Source organism: Amycolatopsis saalfeldensis (assembly GCF_900110575.1).
In the GTDB taxonomy this organism is placed as follows: Bacteria; Actinomycetota; Actinomycetes; order Mycobacteriales; family Pseudonocardiaceae; genus Amycolatopsis; species Amycolatopsis saalfeldensis.
Map to the genome: position 1 here is coordinate 205809 of NZ_FOEF01000016.1, position 15578 is coordinate 221386.

15 protein-coding genes are annotated in these 15578 nt (G+C 71.9%); 8 read left to right on the top strand and 7 right to left on the bottom strand.

The window, feature by feature from the left end; translation table 11 throughout:
- Positions 1-20 precede the first annotated feature (20 nt).
- The 4 genes from BMY97_RS31035 to BMY97_RS31050 all read right to left on the bottom strand — a co-directional run bounded on the left by BMY97_RS31035 (position 21) and on the right by BMY97_RS31050 (position 3288).
- Positions 21-497 carry a CoA-binding protein gene (locus BMY97_RS31035; protein WP_091623633.1) on the bottom strand — a complete coding sequence of 159 codons (477 nt, stop codon included), beginning with the start codon at positions 495-497 and terminating at the stop codon, positions 21-23.
- The gene (locus BMY97_RS31040; protein WP_091623636.1) at positions 494-1780 is read right to left on the bottom strand and encodes an O-acetylhomoserine aminocarboxypropyltransferase/cysteine synthase family protein; all 1287 of its coding nucleotides are present in this window, start codon (positions 1778-1780) and stop codon (positions 494-496) included. Before BMY97_RS31040 ends, BMY97_RS31035 begins: the two co-directional genes overlap by 4 nt.
- A gap of 69 nt (positions 1781-1849) precedes the next feature.
- Complete coding sequence (locus tag BMY97_RS31045) at positions 1850-2437, bottom strand: (2Fe-2S)-binding protein (protein WP_091623638.1); 588 nt, start codon at positions 2435-2437, stop codon at positions 1850-1852.
- On the bottom strand, positions 2434-3288 hold the full coding sequence (locus BMY97_RS31050) for a putative RNA methyltransferase (RefSeq protein ID WP_342744065.1): 855 nt from the start codon (positions 3286-3288) through the stop codon (positions 2434-2436). The genes BMY97_RS31045 and BMY97_RS31050 overlap by 4 nt, the downstream gene beginning before the upstream one ends.
- A gap of 174 nt (positions 3289-3462) precedes the next feature.
- Here BMY97_RS31050 and BMY97_RS31055 point away from each other — a divergent pair, with 174 nt between their 5' ends.
- Genes BMY97_RS31055 through BMY97_RS31065 form a run of 3 tightly spaced genes read left to right on the top strand, consistent with a single transcriptional unit; the run spans position 3463 to position 7509 of the window.
- Positions 3463-4848, top strand: coding sequence for an ammonium transporter (locus tag BMY97_RS31055; RefSeq protein ID WP_177231623.1), 1386 nt, complete (start codon positions 3463-3465; stop codon positions 4846-4848).
- A complete protein-coding gene (locus BMY97_RS31060) occupies positions 4845-5183 on the top strand; it encodes a P-II family nitrogen regulator (protein ID WP_091623647.1) in 339 nt (112 codons plus the stop codon). Before BMY97_RS31055 ends, BMY97_RS31060 begins: the two co-directional genes overlap by 4 nt.
- A 10-nt stretch (positions 5184-5193) precedes the next feature.
- Positions 5194-7509, top strand: coding sequence for a [protein-PII] uridylyltransferase (locus BMY97_RS31065; RefSeq protein ID WP_091623650.1), 2316 nt, complete (start codon positions 5194-5196; stop codon positions 7507-7509).
- Between the two features lie 220 nt (positions 7510-7729).
- Here the strand turns inward: BMY97_RS31065 and cutA are convergent, their stop codons facing one another.
- A complete protein-coding gene (gene cutA, locus BMY97_RS48720; RefSeq protein WP_245787589.1) occupies positions 7730-7894 on the bottom strand; it encodes a divalent cation tolerance protein CutA in 165 nt (54 codons plus the stop codon).
- A 139-nt stretch (positions 7895-8033) separates the two neighbouring features.
- Between cutA and BMY97_RS31075 the strand changes: the two genes are divergently transcribed.
- Together BMY97_RS31075 and ku are read left to right on the top strand one after the other, a co-directional pair.
- The gene (locus BMY97_RS31075; RefSeq protein ID WP_091623653.1) at positions 8034-8414 is read left to right on the top strand and encodes a hypothetical protein; all 381 of its coding nucleotides are present in this window, start codon (positions 8034-8036) and stop codon (positions 8412-8414) included.
- A 52-nt stretch (positions 8415-8466) separates the two neighbouring features.
- Positions 8467-9330: a non-homologous end joining protein Ku gene (gene ku / locus BMY97_RS31080; protein ID WP_091623656.1), complete on the top strand. Its 864-nt coding sequence runs from the start codon at positions 8467-8469 to the stop codon at positions 9328-9330.
- 298 nt (positions 9331-9628) lie between these two features.
- On the opposite strand, the gene BMY97_RS31085 is transcribed toward ku, so the two are convergent.
- A complete protein-coding gene (locus tag BMY97_RS31085; RefSeq protein WP_091623659.1) occupies positions 9629-10081 on the bottom strand; it encodes a MarR family winged helix-turn-helix transcriptional regulator in 453 nt (150 codons plus the stop codon).
- Positions 10082-10090: 9 nt separating this feature from the next.
- Positions 10091-11884: an ABC transporter ATP-binding protein gene (locus BMY97_RS31090; RefSeq protein WP_091623662.1), complete on the bottom strand. Its 1794-nt coding sequence runs from the start codon at positions 11882-11884 to the stop codon at positions 10091-10093.
- Positions 11885-12103: 219 nt separating this feature from the next.
- Between BMY97_RS31090 and ffh the strand changes: the two genes are divergently transcribed.
- The 3 genes from ffh to BMY97_RS31105 are packed head-to-tail and all read left to right on the top strand — an operon-like array spanning position 12104 to position 15502.
- Positions 12104-13660 (top strand): signal recognition particle protein, encoded by a 1557-nt coding sequence (ffh, locus tag BMY97_RS31095; RefSeq protein ID WP_091623664.1) that lies wholly within the window; start codon positions 12104-12106, stop codon positions 13658-13660.
- A 1-nt stretch (position 13661) separates the two neighbouring features.
- Positions 13662-14735 (top strand): amidohydrolase family protein, encoded by a 1074-nt coding sequence (locus BMY97_RS31100; protein ID WP_091623667.1) that lies wholly within the window; start codon positions 13662-13664, stop codon positions 14733-14735.
- 44 nt (positions 14736-14779) lie between these two features.
- Positions 14780-15502, top strand: a complete 723-nt coding sequence (locus tag BMY97_RS31105) for a CPBP family intramembrane glutamic endopeptidase (protein WP_091623670.1) — start codon at positions 14780-14782, stop codon at positions 15500-15502.
- The last annotated feature ends 76 nt before the right edge of the window (positions 15503-15578 follow it).

The window sequence follows — 15578 nt, forward strand, 5'->3', positions numbered from 1 at the left end:
CACGGCCCGGACCAGCGCCGTTACGGGGCCGACTGGCGCCGCGAGCTGATCACGCCCGTGTTGAAGCCGGCGAGGTGCAAGCCGCCGGCGAAGCGGGCGTGCTCGATCTTCACGCAGCGGTTCATGACGACGTCCAGGCCTGCCGCGCGGGCGTGGTCGGCGACCGGCTCGTGCCAGAGGCCCAGCTGGAGCCACAGGGTCCGCGCGCCGGCGTCGATCGCCTCGTCGGCCACCGACGGCAGGTCGTCGTGCTTGCGGAACACGCTGATCAGGTCGACCCCGCCCGGCACGTCCTTCAGCGACGGGTACACGGGCCGCCCCAGCAGCGTGTCGAGGCGCGGGTTGACGAAGTTGACCTCGTACCGCGTGGACGAAAGCAGATAGGTGGCCACGAAGAAGCTCGGGCGCGCGGGGTTCGCGGACGCGCCCACGACCGTCACCGAGCGCGTGCGGCCGAGGATGCGCCGCCGCTCGACGGCACCGACCTCGTGAGTCATGACGCCACCGCCTTGTCGAGTGCCTGGTCCAGGTCCCAGAGGATGTCGTCGACGTCCTCCAGCCCCACCGAAAGCCGGATCAGGTCCGGGCCGACGCCGGCCGCCGCGAGCTGGTCGTCGGACAGCTGCGCGTGCGTGGTGGACGCGGGGTGGATGACCAGCGTGCGCGCGTCGCCGACGTTCGCCAGGTGCGACAGCAGCTCGACCGACTCGACGAACTTCTCGCCCGCCGCGCGTCCGCCGTTCACGCCGAAGGAGAACACCGCGCCCGGGCCCGCGGGCAGGTACTTCGCGGCCAGCTCGTGCTGCGGGTGATCCGGCAGCCCGGCGTACCCGACCCACGCCACCCGCGGGTCGGCCTTCAGGTACTCGGCGACGGCGCGCGCGTTCGCCACGTGCGCGTCCATCCGTTGCGGCAAGGTCTCGACGCCCTGAAGCAGCAGGAACGCGGAGTGCGGCGACAGCACGGCGCCGATGTCTCGCAGCTGCTCGGCGCGAAGCCGCGTGCAGAAGGCGTACTCGCCGAAGTTCTCCCAGTACTTGAGACCGCCGTACGACTCGACGGTCTCGGTCATCCGCGGGAACTTGCCGTTGCCCCAGTTGAAAGTGCCCGCCTCGACGACCACGCCGCCGAGGGTGGTGCCGTGCCCGCCGAGGAATTTCGTCGCCGAGTGCAGCACGATGTCCGCGCCGTGCTCGATCGGGCGGCAGAGGTACGGCGTGGCCAGCGTCGCGTCGACCACCAGCGGGATGCCGTGGGAGTGCGCGAGGTCCGCCAGCGCCGCGAGGTCGGCGATCTCGCCGCTCGGGTTGCCGATCACCTCGGTGTAGATCAGCCGGGTCTTGTCCGTGACGGCCGCGGCGTAGTCCTCGATGCCGCCGCGCACGAAGGTCGTCTCGACGCCGAACCGAGCGAGCGTGCCGGTCAGCTGCGTGACCGTCCCGCCGTACAGCCCGCTCGCCGAAACGATGTGCTCGCCCGCCTCGGCCAGCGCGGTGAACGTCAGGAACTCCGCGGCCTGCCCGCTGGCCGTCGCGACGCCGCCGATCGCGCCCTCGAGGCTGGCGATCCGCTCCTCGAACGCCGCCACGGTCGGATTCCCGATGCGGCTGTAGACGTTCCCGTACTTCTGCAGCGCGAACAGGTTGGCGGCGTCGGCCGCGTCCTCGAACACGAAGCTGGTCGTCTGGTAGATCGGCACGGCGCGGGCGCCGGTCGCGGGGTCGGGCGTGCCGCCCGCGTGCAGGGCGCGGGTGCGGAAGCCCCAGGTGCGTTCACTCATCGCCGGCCACGCTACCCACCGGGCCGGGGCGGGGCCATCTTTCCCGAAGGGTGGCCGAGCTTTCTGGCGTCAGCCCAGCGCCGCCCGAAGCCGGGCTTCGCGTTCTTCAGGCTTCTGACGCGGGCAGCTGACGCACTTCGGGTTGCCCACTTCGTAGATCAGGCAGCACGACGCGCGCTTCACGGCGAGCGTCCGTCCGACAGTCACGTAGCGGGGGCGCGGCAGGCCGAGCCCGATGGAAGCCACGACCTCCTCCGCGCGTTCCGGCGCTGAAGCCCAGAGAAGCCGGTTGGCGATCGAGTCCGTCGCGATGGCGCCCAACGCCCGGGGGTTCGCGGAGGTGACCGAGGCGATCGTCGCGATGGCCGTGCCGAGTGAATCGGCGAAGGCCGGCCCGAGCGGGCCGCGCAACGGCCGTCGCGAGCTGGCGCCGAGGAACCGGCCGTCCGCCGTCAGGTCCAGCTCCACGGCGTCCAGCGACGGGTCGAGCACCTCCGCGGCGAGGGATTCCAGCGTCGGCGCCACCAGTACCGAAGACAACGAGTACCACCAGATCGTGCCGAGCACGTCGGCCGGCGCGTGGCCGTACAGCTTCGCTGCGCTGTCGACGCGGGCGCGCACCCACGAAGCGTCAGCCAGCAGCGAAGCGGAGGTCACGCGTCCTTCCTACGCCACACGCTGACGCCGACGGCGAGCGTCACGTCGCGGCCCTCGGCGGCCAGCAGGCGGGAACGGCGGTCGTCACGGTCGAGGTGGAAGCCGGCCGGGCCCATGGCCACGACGTCGTGCACCTGCCGGGCGGTGAACGGCGCCGTGTGCACCACGTCGGCCCGGCTGACCCGCGTGAAGTGGTCCCCGAGCGCCGTTTCCAGGCGCTCTTCCTTCCGCTCGTCCACCGACAGCACCAGATCGCCCAGCTCGGCCAGGTGCCCGGGCAGCGGCGCGGCCACCACCAGCCGCCCGCCGGGCTCGAGGACCCGGCGGAACTCGGCGGCGTTGCGCGGGGAGAAGACGTCGAGGACCACCGACGCGACGCCGTCGCCCACCGGCCACGGCTCCCACAGGTTCCACACCGCGGCGCCCAGCCGCGGGTGCGCCCGCGCGGCCCGCCGGAGCGCGATGGCCGAGACGTCCAGCGCGAGCCCGGCCGCTTCGGGCGCCGCTTCGAGCACTCGCGAGAGGTAGTGGCCGGGCCCGGCGCCCGCGTCGACGACGAGTCCGGCGGTCCCCGAAACCACCCGCGAAAGCTCGTTTTCGAGCGGCGCGTACGCCCCGGAAGAAAGGAACGCGGCGCGGGCCTCGACCATCGGCGCCGTGTCGGCGGTGCCGGCCGGAATGCGCGCGTGCAACAGGTTCACGTAACCCTGTCTGGCTAGATCAAAAGAGTGGCCGGAACCGCAACGCAGCGTGCGATCCGTTAGCCCGACCGGGCGGCCGCACACCGAACACCGCAGTGCGCGCACGACCCGGGGTGGCAGTGGGTCATTTCCGGGCCGGGCGGAGGTCATGGGGCTATTCGACCACGACGTTTCGCAACCGGACACTTCAGCCCAGGCGACCGGAAACCTGCCCGTAACAAGTCCGACCCGACAGTTCACGCACGCGAAACCTCAGCTGCCGCCTCGTGAAACACCGGAGTCCAAAACTTCCCGGGCAGTAACCCCAGGGCACGGGAGGACGATGTGCTGAACGCAGGAGACACCGCATGGGTATTGGCCAGCGCCGCGCTGGTCATGCTCATGACACCGGGACTGGCGTTCTTCTACGGCGGGATGGTCCGCGCGAAGAGCGTTTTGAACATGCTGATGATGAACTTCATCGCGCTGGCGGTCGTGGGGGTGTTGTGGGTCCTCTTCGGCTTCTCGATGGCCTTCGGCAACGACGCGTTCGGCGGCCTGGTCGGCAACTTCGACCTGGCGGGCATGGCCGACACCGTCGGCAAGCTGGCCGGGCTGGCCAGTAGCGGCCCGCCCGCGGTGCCGTGGCCCGGCCCGGACGCGCTGCCGGTGCTGGCGTTCGCCATGTTCCAGCTGATGTTCGCGATCATCACCCCCGCGCTGATCTCCGGCGCGATCGCCGACCGCGCGAAGTTCTGGGGCTGGACCCTGTTCGTGGTCATCTGGGTCGCCGTCGTGTACTTCCCGGTGGCGCACTGGGTGTTCTCGTTCAACGGCTTCATGGGGCCGAACGCGGCCGGCGGCTGGATCGCCAACCAGCTCAAGGCCCTCGACTTCGCCGGCGGCACCGCGGTCCACATCAACGCCGGCGCGGCCGGACTGGCGCTGGCGATCGTGCTCGGCAAGCGCAAGGGCTGGCCGAAGGACACCGGGCGCCCGCACAACGTGCCGTTCGTGCTGCTCGGCGCCAGCCTGCTGTGGTTCGGCTGGTACGGCTTCAACGCCGGCTCCGCGCTGGCCGCGAACGACCTCGCCGCGGTCGCGTTCACCAACACCACCGTCGCCACCGCCGCCGCCGTGCTCGGCTGGCTCGTGGTGGAGCAGCTCAAGTTCGGCAAGCCGACCACGCTGGGCGCCGCCTCGGGCGCCGTCGCCGGCCTGGTCGCCATCACCCCGGCGTGTGGTTTCGTGAGCCCGCTCGGGGCCATCGCGATCGGCCTGATCGCCGGGCTGCTGTGCGCGCTGGCGGTCTCGCTCAAGTACCGCTTCGGCTTCGACGACTCGCTCGACGTGGTGGGCGTGCACCTGGTCGGCGGCCTGGTCGGCACGATCCTGATCGGCTTCTTCGCCACCACCAGCGTCAACTCCGCCGGGGCCGACGGCCTGTTCTACGGCGGCGGGTTCACCCAGCTGGGCCGTCAGGCCGTCGCCGCGCTGGCGGTGCTCGCGTACTCGTTCGTCCTTACCCTGATCATCGGCTTCATCATCAAGAAGGCCGGCGGCTTCCGGGTCAGCACGGAGGACGAGGTCAGTGGCATCGACGAGGCGCAGCACGCGGAAAGCGCCTACGACTTCAGCGGGATGGGCGGCGGCTTCGGCGCCGGCTCGGGCATCCCGACGAAGACCGCCACGGGCAACGCGGCCACGAAACTCGAGGAGACGAAGGCATGAAGCTGATCACCGCGATCGTCAAGCCGTTCACGCTCGACGACGTCCGCTCGTCGCTGGAGCAGCTGGGCGTGCTCGGCATGACCGTCACCGAGGTGCAGGGCTACGGCCGGCAGAAGGGCCACACCGAGGTCTACCGCGGCGCGGAGTACTCGGTGGACTTCGTGGCCAAGATCAAGATCGAGGTCGTGACCGACGACGGGGGCGTGGAGAAGGTCCTCGACGCGATCACCACCGCCGCGCACACCGGCAAGATCGGTGACGGCAAGGTGTGGGTGACGCCGGTCGAGACCGTGATCCGGGTACGGACCGGCGAGCGCGGCACGGACGCGCTATAGGCGCGAGGACATGTCGCACGGGGGTGAGCTCGCTCAGGCCACCGAGCGGTTGCTCGAGGGCAGGCACGGCCGGCTGGGGGCGTCCGCACTGCGGGCGGCCCTGGTCGACCTGTACGAATTCTGGCTCGGGAAGGGGGCCTCGGCGGCCGGCGTGGACACCGCGGAACCGGGTGTCGCGCTGGTCGCCGTCGGCGGTCTCGGGCGGCGGGAGCTGGTGCCGTTCTCCGATCTCGACCTGGTGCTCGTGCACAACGGGAACTCGCGCGTCGGTGAGATAGCCGACGCGCTGTGGTACCCGCTGTGGGACGCGCGGGTCGGGCTGGATCATTCGGTGCGGACTCCCGGCGAAGCGCTGAAAGTCGCTTCGGAGGATCTGCGCACGGCGCTCGGCCTGATCGACGCCCGGTACCTCGCCGGTGACGCCGAGCTGGCCGAGCGGCTGGCGTCCGCGGCGCGCGACCAGTGGCGGCGGACGGCCCGCAAGCGGCTCGACGAGCTGGCCGAGTCCGTCCGCGGGCGGTGGCGGCGCAGCGGCGAGATCGCGCAGTCGGCCGAGCCCGACCTGAAACACGGGCGGGGCGGGCTGCGTGACTTCGCCGTGCTGGAAGCGCTTGCTGCCGCGCAGCTGACGGCCCGCCCGGGCGAGGAGCTGCTGGCGGCCAAGGAACTGCTGCTCGACGTTCGCACCGAGCTGCGTCGGGAACTGCGGCGGGAGCGGGACATCCTCAGCGCCCCGGAGGCCCAGCTGGTCGCGTCCGAGCTCGGGTTCGGCGACCGGTTCACGTTGGCGCGCAAGCTTTCCGGGGCCGGCCGGACGATCGCGTACGCGGTCGACGTGGCGCTGCGGTCCACTGTGGAGCCACCGAAGGCCCGGTTCGGGCGGCGTCCCTCGCGGACGCCGCTGGCCGAGGGCGTCGTGCTGCACGGCGCGGAGGTCTCGCTCGCGCGGGACGCGGTGCCGGCCAAGGACCCGGCGTTGCTGCTCCGGGTCGCGGCCGCTTCGGCGCGAACCGGCAAGCCGATCGCGCACGGCACTTTGCGCGCGCTGGCGGAATCGGCGCCCGAGCTGCGCGCGCCGTGGCCGCCGGACGCGCTGAACGCGCTCGTGGAGCTGCTGGGTGCGGGCGAGGGCCTGGTCGACGCCGTCGAGGCGCTGGACCGGACCGGGCTCTGGGCGCGGCTGTTCCCGGAGTGGGGCGCGGTGCGCGACCTGCCGCCGCGCTCGCCGGTGCACCAGTGGACGGTGGACCGGCACCTGGTGCAGGCGTGTGTCGAGGCCTCGAAGCTGACCACCACGGTGGCGCGCCCGGACCTGCTGCTGATCGGCGCGCTGCTGCACGACATCGGCAAGGGCCGCGACGCCGACCACTCCGAGCTGGGCGCCAAGATCTCCGCCCAGGTCGCGAAGCGGCTCGGCCTGCCGGACGCCGACGTCGCGACGGTTTCGGCCATGGTGCGCCACCACCTGCTGCTGCCGCACACCGCGACCCGGCGCGACATCGGCGACCCGGCGACGGTCTCGCGCGTGGTGAAGACGCTGGACAGCAGCGTGGTGCTGCTGGACCTGCTGCACGCGCTGACGCAGGCGGACTCGCTGGCCACCGGCCCCGGCGTCTGGACGGACTGGAAGGCCCGGCTGCTCGCCGAGCTGGTCTCCGGCTGCGAGGAAGTCTTGCACGGCAAGGGTTTCTCGGCGCCGGAGCCAATGGACGCCGAGCAGCGCGAGCTGGTGGCCGCGGCTGTCCGCTCGGGTACCGGCGAGGTCCGGATCACCGCGCACGGCAAGGTCGTCACCGTGGTGCTGGCCGTGCCGGCGCGCGCGGAGCTGCTGGCTCCCGCAGCGGGCGTGCTGGCGCTGAACTCGCTGGAGGTGCACGCCGCGATCCTGCGCGGCCACGACGGCGGCCGCGCGGGCGTCTTCACGGCGTCGCCGAAGTTCGGTTCGCTACCGGACCCGGCGCTGTTGCGCGAGCAGTTCGCGCGCGCGGTGGCGGGCACGATGCCGTTGACGCAACGCCTGGCGGCGAAGGAGCGCGACTACTCGTCGCCGTCGGCCCGGTCGGTGTCGCCGAAGGTGCTGTGGTTCGACGACGAGACGAGCGGCTCGGACACCGTGGTCCTCGAACTGCGCGCGGCGGACCGCATCGGCCTGCTTTTCCGCGTGGCGGGCGCCTTCCGCCGCTGCGAGGCCGAAGTCCGCTGGGCGAAGGTCGCCACCCTCGGCGGCGCCGTGGTGGACTCCTTCGCCGTGACCCCGCGCTCAGGCCGCATCGACGCCGCCTGGCGGGCCAAGGTGGAGGAAGCGGTGCTCGCTGCTTCTTCTTAACCCGTGAAGGAGCTCTTGCCGGAACGCATCCGCCGCGACGCTTCGCGCGCGCACGAGCTGGCCAGCGGAGTGGCGTCGTCCCGGCCGCTCGCACGGATCATCGCAGGTAGTCCGCAGACCCCCGCGCCAGCTCGATGGCGGCCACTTCCGGCTTGTCCCACGGGTGTTCGGCGACGATGTGCGCGTCGTACCGCGCGTCCGTCGTCTTGAACGTCGCGATCTACTCTGGCACCTCGCCGGCCTCGCCGAGGTGCCAGAAGTAGGACGCCACCGGGCCGCGCACCTGCGTCGTGGCGGCCAGCTTCGCCGCGACCGCCGACGAGGCGATCTTCGCGGCCGATTCCCGGTCGGGCGTGGTCGTGGTGACGAGCAGGTGATCAGCCATGACGTCACCGTAGACAGCAAGAACCCCGGCCACCGCGAGAGCCGCCGTCACACGTTCGGGGTGTCGTGGCTGCACCGGCCGACGCCGGTGGCAATATGGCGCGGGTCCGGAGCAGCTGTGCGGAGGGCGGGGGTGGGCGGTGCAGGGTCCCGAGCGGAATCTCCCGAGGCTTTCCCTGCCGCCGACAGTGGTCGCGGCGCATCTGCGGTCGTGTGCGGAAGAGCTGGCCGGGTCGTTGCGCAGTGACGGGCAGACGGCGACGCTCGCGGAGATCTCCGAGGTCGTCACCCAGCTGGTCGCCGGGCAGCACGCGCTCGCCCACGCGCTGGCCGGGCTCGCCGGGCGGGTGGACGCCCGCAGTGGCGCGCTGGCCGCGGCCGCGACCGTGGACGTCGAGGTGGTCACCGAAGTGCTCCAGGCGGCGGCGTGCGCGGTGGGCTGTTCGGCGGAGGCCCTCGCCGAGGCCGAGCCGTCGTTCGAATGTGTGAGCGAATCCGCGGGGCCTGACACCCGTTTGTAGCTGTCGCCGCGACGACGTCGTTCCCTAGCCTTGGAGCTGCGGAGGTGTCGGGATGCGCGCGGTGTGGAAGGGCACGATCGGATTCGGCGACTACGCCATTCCGGTGAAGGCGTACAGCGCGGTGGGGGAGCACGCCGTCCCGCTGCACCAGGTGCACGAGCCGGACGGCGGGCGCGTCCGGGTGCGCCGCGTGTGCGAGGTCGACGGCGCGGACGTGCCGGACGCGGAGATCGTCAAGGGGTACCCGGTGCCGGGCGGCGACGTCGTGGTGCTCACCGAAGACGACCTCGCGCGCCTGCCCTCGCCTTCGCCGGACACGATCGACGTACACGGCTTCGTGCCGGCCGACGACATCGATCCGGTCTGCTTCGCGAAGAGCTATTACCTGGAGCCCGAGCCCGCGGGGACGAAGCCGTACGTGCTGCTGGCGACGGCGCTTCTCGAGACGCAGCGGGTGGCCGTCGTGAAGGTCGCCTTGCGGCGTCGCGAGACGCTCGGCGCGTTGCGCGTTCGCGACCAGACGATCGTGCTGCAAACCCTGCTCTGGCCCGACGAGGTGCGGCGGCTGGACTTCCCGTTCCTCCACGAGGACGTCGATCTCCGGCGCGGCGAGCTGCGACGCGCCGTGAACCTGATCGAAGAGCTGCGTGCCGACTTCGCCTCGTACACCGACGAGCACCGCGAAGCACTGGAGGCGCTGGTCCGCGCGAAGGCGGAAGGCGGCGACGTCGAACGACCGACCGGGCGCGAACAGGACGAAGGCGTCACCCGCTTGCTGATGGCGTTGCAGCAGAGGACAGTCGACTCGGACCCCGCGCCGGTCGAGACGGCCCGCGCGGCTGCGGCGATGGCCGCACGGGCCAGGGCGGCGGCGCGGAAAGCGGCGTCGAGGCGGGGATTGAGTAGTTCTACGTAGCCCTTCTTGGGGGTCTTCACGCTGCCCACGCGCGGCCGTCTCGGGCAGGCTTCTCCCCAACACACGGCGGAAAGCCACTCGCCCGGTACTGGGGGTCCGGCGAGCGGGGCGAGCAGGTCCCGCCGGTGTGCACGCGGCGGAAGGCTCCCGGGGAGGTGAGTCCTTCCGCCAAGGTTCCGGGGCCGGCCGTTGGGGAGCGGCCGCGTCCCGGAACCCCTGGGGGCCACGCGGGGTCCTGGGACCGGTCCGGGGAGGGGTCGGTTCCCGGGGCCCCGTTTCTCATTGCCTGCCAACGGTTTCAGGCTTCGGCGACACGCACGAGCAGCTCCGAGGCCAGCCGCAGCAGCTGCTGTTCGGTAGGGCTCAGCGTGCGGTCCATCGCCGACGCCAGCCACCGCTCCCGCTGCACCGAGTACTCCCGCAGCACGGCCCGTCCGGCGGCGGTGATGTCCAGCAGCGAGCGTCGCCCGTCCGACGGGTCCGGGGCCCGCGTGATCAGCTCGCGCGAAGTCAGCGACGCCAGCACGCGCGTCAGGGACTGCGGGTGGATCCGTTCGGCCTCCGCCAGCTCGCCCGGGGTGTGGGTCCCGCCGCGGTAAAGCCGCGAAAGCACGGCCAGCACCGTCGGGCCGGGTGCCGGCGCGTCGGCCTCGGTGCGCATCCGCCAGTTGAGCCGGCCGACCCCTTCGCGGACCACGCGCGCCAGCGACGCCAGCTCGTCGGCGCGGGCGGGCGCATCGAGTTCGGTCATATGGTCACATTAGGCGATTTCCCCGCGCACCAGCCGCGCGTACCGGCCGTCGAGCGCCAGCAGCTCCGCGTGCGTGCCGCGCTCGGCGATCCGGCCGGCGTCCAGCACCACGATCTGGTCCGCGTGCTCCACAGTGGACAGCCGGTGCGCGATGGTGAGCGTGGTGCGCCCGGCGGCGAGGCGGTCCAGCTCCGCCTGCACGGAGCGCTCCGTGCGGTTGTCCAGCGCGCTCGTCGCCTCGTCGAGGATCAGCACGGGCGGGCTGCGCAGCAGGATCCGCGCGATCGCCATCCGCTGCTTCTCCCCGCCGGAGAACCGGTAACCGCGCTGGCCGACGACCGTGTCGTAACCGTCGGGCAGAGCCGTGAGCGTGTCGTGGATGTGCGCGGCCTTCGCGGCTCTCTCCAGCTCTTCGTCGGTGGCGTCCGGCTTCGCGAAGCGCAGGTTCTCCCGCACCGTCGCGTGGAACAGATAGGTCTCCTGCGAAACCAGCCCGACGCCCTTGGCCAGCGAAGCCAGCGTGACGTCGCGGACATCGGCGCCGTCCACGCACACCGAGCCCTCGGTCACCTCGTAAAGCCGCGCCACCAGATACGCCAGCGTGGTCTTGCCCGAGCCGGTGGACCCGACCAGCGCCGTGGTCGTCCCGGCCGGCACGTCGAGGTTGATGTCGTGCAGCGTCCACGGCCCGGTTTCGTCGTAGCGGAACGACACCCCGCGCATGGCGACGCGGCCGCCGCCCACCTCCAGCTCGCGCGCGCCCGGCCGGTCGCCGATCTCCACCGGCAGGTCCAGCACCTCGAAGATCCGCCCGAACAGCGCCTTCGACGTCGCCACGTTCTGCCCCACCGACTGCATCGCGGTGGCCGGCGCCAGCAGCCGGTTCAGCATGCTGGTGAACGCGACCACGGTGCCGAGCGAGAACGGCGTCGCGCCGCCCGCCAGCGCGAGCCCGGCGATCCAGTAGACCAGCGCGGGGATGATCGTCAGGCTCATCGTCCGCGACGCCCGCTGCCAGCGCCCGGCCAGCGCGGCGTCACGCTCCAGGCTCGCGATCTCCTTCGACTCCGCGGCGAAGCGCGCCCGCATGTCCCGCTCGTTGCCCATCGTCTTCGCCAGCAGCACGCCGGTGACCGAGAGGGACTCCTCGACCAGCGTGGTCAGCCGGGCCATCCGCCGGGTCCGGCCGCGCGCCAGCGCCCGCCGCTTGGTGCCCAGCCGCAGCGTGAACAGCAGGAACAACGGCACGACGACCAGCGAGAGCAGGGCGAGCTGCCAGTCCATCACCACCAGCGCCACGGCGATGGCGACGGTGGCGGTCCCGTTCTGCACCACGGACCCGGCGGTCGTCGTGATCACGTTGTCGACGCCGCCGATGTCGTTGAACACCCGAGACAGCACTTCGCCGGTCTTCGTCCGGGTGAAGAAGCCGAGCGACATCCGCTGCAGCCGCCCGTAGACGGCCACGCGCAGCTCGTTCATCACCCGCTGCCCGATCGTGTTGGACAGGCCGGTGGTCGCCACGCCGAGCGCGCCGCTGCCCAGCGAGGCGGCGATCATCCCGGCCGCCAGCAGGCTGATCAGCAGCGTGTCCCGGTGCGGCAGCGCGTCGTCGAGGATCGCGCGCAGCAGGAACGGCGAGACCACGCCGAGCCCCGCCTGGAGCACCAGGAGGGCGAACAGCGCCGCCATCGGCCCGCGGTGCGGCCGGAACAGCGCGGCGATGCGGCCGAACGGCACGTTCTCGTCGGTGTCGGCGGCCGGTTCGGTGAGCGTCGGACGCCGCACCGTGGAAGAAGTCATACGCAGATGTTTAACGATTTTCGCGAGGGAGTCGAGTAATTTTCTTGCCTTGGCTCAGAGTCGGTCCTCAGGTTATTACGCATGGGCGTAGTAACCTTCCGGGGAAGGTTCGCGTACCCGCGAGGCCGATCGGCCGGAGCGGCTACCCTCGGAGGTTGCCGGGGCCCGCCACGCGTGAGCCCGGTACGCAACGACGACCCAGCTGGAGCGTGCACACCCGTGTTCGACACCCTCTCCGATCGGCTCACCTCTGCCCTGCAGACGCTTTCGCGCAAGGGCAGGCTGTCCGACGCCGACATCGACGCCACCGCGCGCGAGATCCGCATCGCGCTGCTGGAGGCGGACGTCGCGCTGCCGGTGGTCAAGGAGTTCATCGCCCGGATCAAGGAGCGGGCCAAGGGCGCCGAGGTCTCGCAGGCGCTGAACCCCGCCCAGCAGGTGATCAAGATCGTCAACGAGGAGCTCGTGGGCATCCTCGGCGGCGAGACCCGCCGGCTGAACCTGGCCAAGAACCCGCCTTCGGTGATCATGCTCGCCGGCCTCCAGGGCGCGGGCAAGACCACGCTGGCCGGCAAGCTGGCGATGTGGCTGAAGAAGCAGGGCCACGCGCCGATGCTGGTCGCCTGCGACCTCCAGCGCCCGAACGCCGTCACGCAGCTGCAGGTGGTCGGCGAGCGCGCCGGCGTCACCACGTTCGCCCCGGAGCCGGGCAACGGCGTCGGCGACCCGGTGGACGTGGCCCGCCGCGCCATCGAAGAGGCCAAGCACGCGCAGCACGACATCGTGGTCGTCGACACCGCCGGACGGCTGGGCGTCGACGAAGAGCTGATGAAGCAGGCCGCCGACATCCGCGACGCGGTCTCGCCCGACGAGATCCTGTTCGTGGTCGACGCGATGATCGGCCAGGACGCGGTGACCACGGCCGAGGCGTTCCGCGACGGCGTCGGCTTCACCGGCGTGGTGCTGACCAAGCTCGACGGCGACGCCCGCGGTGGTGCCGCGCTGAGCGTCCGCGAGGTCACCGGCCAGCCGATCCTGTTCGCGTCCAACGGCGAGAAGCTCGAGGACTTCGACACGTTCCACCCGGACCGGATGGCTTCGCGCATCCTGGGCATGGGCGACGTGATGACCCTGATCGAGCAGGCCGAGCAGCACTTCGACCAGGAGCAGGCGGAGAAGGCCGCGGAGAAGCTGTCCAGCGGCCAGCTGACCCTGGAGGACTTCCTCGAGCAGATGCTGGCGGTCCGCAAGATGGGCCCGATCGGCAACCTGCTCGGCATGCTGCCCGGCGCCGGGCAGATGAAGGACCAGCTCGCCCAGGTCGACGACAAGCACCTGGACAAGCTGCAGGCCATCATCCGCGGCATGACCCCGGCCGAGCGCGACGACCCGAAGCTGATCAACGGGTCCCGCCGGCTGCGCATCGCGAACGGCTCGGGCGTCGCCGTCCGCGACGTGAACGACCTGGTCAACCGGTTCTTCGAGGCGCGCAAGATGATGGCGCAGATGGCCGGGCGGTTCGGCTTCGGCGGCGGTGGCGGCGGCAGCAAGAACCGCAAGGGCAAGAAGGGGAAGAAGGGCAAGGGGCGCGGCCCCACCCAGCCCAAGGTCCGCGGCGGGATGCCCGGCGGCATGCCGATGCTGCCCCCGGGCGGGATGCCGATGCCGCCGCAGGGCGGTGGCATGCCGGACCTGTCGCAGCTCGGCGGGATGAACGACGTCCCGGGCTTCGACCCGACGAAGTTCAAGCTGCCGAAGAACCCCAAGAACAACTGAGGTGGGCGCGCTGCACCTGCGCGGCACCGTCCTGCCCGACGGCGAGCCGCGTGAGCTGTGGATCGAGGACGGCCGGATCTCGTTCACGCCGGTGCGCGGCGCCGAGACGCTGGTGGACGAGGGCTTCCTCCTGCCCGGCCTGGTCGACGCGCACTGTCACCCCGGCCTCGGCCCGCGTGGCCCGGTCGGGGTCGCCGAGGCCGCCGAACAGGCGGTGACCGACCGCGAAGCGGGCACGCTGCTGATCCGCGACTGCGGGCTCCCGCTGGACGTCCGGCCGTTGCAGGCCCGCGCGGACCTGCCCACGATCATCCGCTGCGGACGGCACCTCGCGCTGCCGAAGCGGTACGTGCCGGGCTTCGCCATCGAGCTGGACGACCCGGCGCTGCTGCCCGAGGCCGTCGCCGAGCAGGCGCGTGACGGCGACGGCTGGGTGAAGCTGGTCGGCGACTGGATCGACCGCGGCGAGGGCGACCTCGCGCCGCTCTGGCCGGACGACGTGCTGGCCGAGGCCATCGGGATCGCGCACGGGCTGGGCGCGCGCGTCACGGCGCACGTCTTCGGCGAGGCCGCGCTCCCGGGCCTGATCGCCGCCGGGATCGACTGCCTGGAGCACGGCACGGCGCTGAACCCGGACCAGCTCGCGGAGCTGGCGCGGCGCGAAGTCGCGCTGGTGCCGACCCTGGTCAACATCGAGAACTTCCCCGGCATCGCCGACCAGGCCAAGAAGTACCCGGTCTACGCGGCGCACATGCGGGCCCTGCACGCGGGCGTCGGCGAAATGGTGTCCTCGGCCGTCGAGGCGGGCGTGCGCGTGTTCGCCGGGACCGACGCCGGCGGCATGGTGGCCCACGGCCGGATCGCCGACGAGGTCGAGGCCCTGCACCACGCCGGCATGTCCCGTGAGCAGGCCCTCGCGAGCGCCTCCTGGGCCGCCCGCGAGTGGCTGGGCCACCCCGGCATCGCCGACGGAGCGCCGGCCGACCTGATCGTCTACCCGGCCGACCCGCGGGCCGACCTGTCCGTCCTGCGCCACCCGGCCCACATCGTCCTCGGCGGCGCGGTCTTCGCCTGACCCCGCTGTTTTCCTTGCCAGCTCAAGGCTTTAGCGTTGCGGCCGTGGCTCACGACGACGGTGGCAGACGGGTGCTGGGCGCCCACTGGGGCTTCGCGGCGTTTTTCGCCGGGGTCGCGGGCTACCACCTCGTCACACTGATCACCACGGTCGCGCTCAACCGCCAGACCGGCGAACTCGACCCGCTGCAGCTGCCGGCCGGCCCGCTGCTCCTGCTGGCGTTCCTGCCGAACCTGATGCTGGGCCTCGGCCCCGTGCTCGGCTCCCTGCGCTACGGCGAGGGAATCCGCCGTGACTTCGGCCTGGTGCCCACCTGGCGCGACGTGCGGATCGGCCTCGCCTTCGGCGCGCTCGCGCTGGTGGTCGGCTACGTGCTGAACCTCGCCGAGATCGCCGTCTACGGCGCCGACGCGGTGTCCGACAGCCCGCTCACCGACCTCGCCGACAACGCCGACGGCAGCCCGGCGTGGCTCGTCCCGGCCGCGCTGATCGTGGTGATCGCCGCGCCGCTGACCGAGGAGCTGCTGGTCCGCGGCACGCTCTGGAAGGCGCTGGCCGCGTACCGCGTCCCGTCGTGGGTGGTGCTCGTGCTGACCGCGCTGGTGTTCGCGCAGCTGCACGGCGAGGCGACGCGCACGATCGCGCTGTTCGGCCAGGGCCTGGTGCTCGGGCTGGCGCGGCACTATTCCGGCCGGGTCGGGGCGAGTGTGGTCGCGCACGCGGCCAACAACCTGCCGCCCGCCGTGCTGCTGCTCGTCGGGCATTGATCATCGGCTGTGATCGACTGCGTACTGTGCGAAGTCTTGCCGGCGGCTAGGCTCGGACGGTGAGCCGAGCGATCAC

Bases quoted from the DNA above. Each gene is read 5' to 3' on its own strand.
- BMY97_RS31090 (WP_091623662.1), bottom strand. From the start codon at position 11,884: ATGACTTCTTCCACGGTGCGGCGTCCGACGCTCACCGAACCGGCCGCC.
- BMY97_RS31085 (WP_091623659.1), bottom strand. From the start codon at position 10,081: ATGACCGAACTCGATGCGCCCGCCCGCGCCGACGAGCTGGCGTCGCTG.
- ku (WP_091623656.1), top strand. From the start codon at position 8,467: ATGCGCGCGGTGTGGAAGGGCACGATCGGATTCGGCGACTACGCCATT.
- BMY97_RS31060 (WP_091623647.1), top strand. From the start codon at position 4,845: ATGAAGCTGATCACCGCGATCGTCAAGCCGTTCACGCTCGACGACGTC.
- BMY97_RS31035 (WP_091623633.1), bottom strand. From the start codon at position 497: ATGACTCACGAGGTCGGTGCCGTCGAGCGGCGGCGCATCCTCGGCCGC.
- BMY97_RS31065 (WP_091623650.1), top strand. From the start codon at position 5,194: ATGTCGCACGGGGGTGAGCTCGCTCAGGCCACCGAGCGGTTGCTCGAG.
- BMY97_RS31050 (WP_342744065.1), bottom strand. From the start codon at position 3,288: ATGACCTCCGCCCGGCCCGGAAATGACCCACTGCCACCCCGGGTCGTG.
- BMY97_RS31040 (WP_091623636.1), bottom strand. From the start codon at position 1,780: ATGAGTGAACGCACCTGGGGCTTCCGCACCCGCGCCCTGCACGCGGGC.
- cutA (WP_245787589.1), bottom strand. From the start codon at position 7,894: ATGGCTGATCACCTGCTCGTCACCACGACCACGCCCGACCGGGAATCG.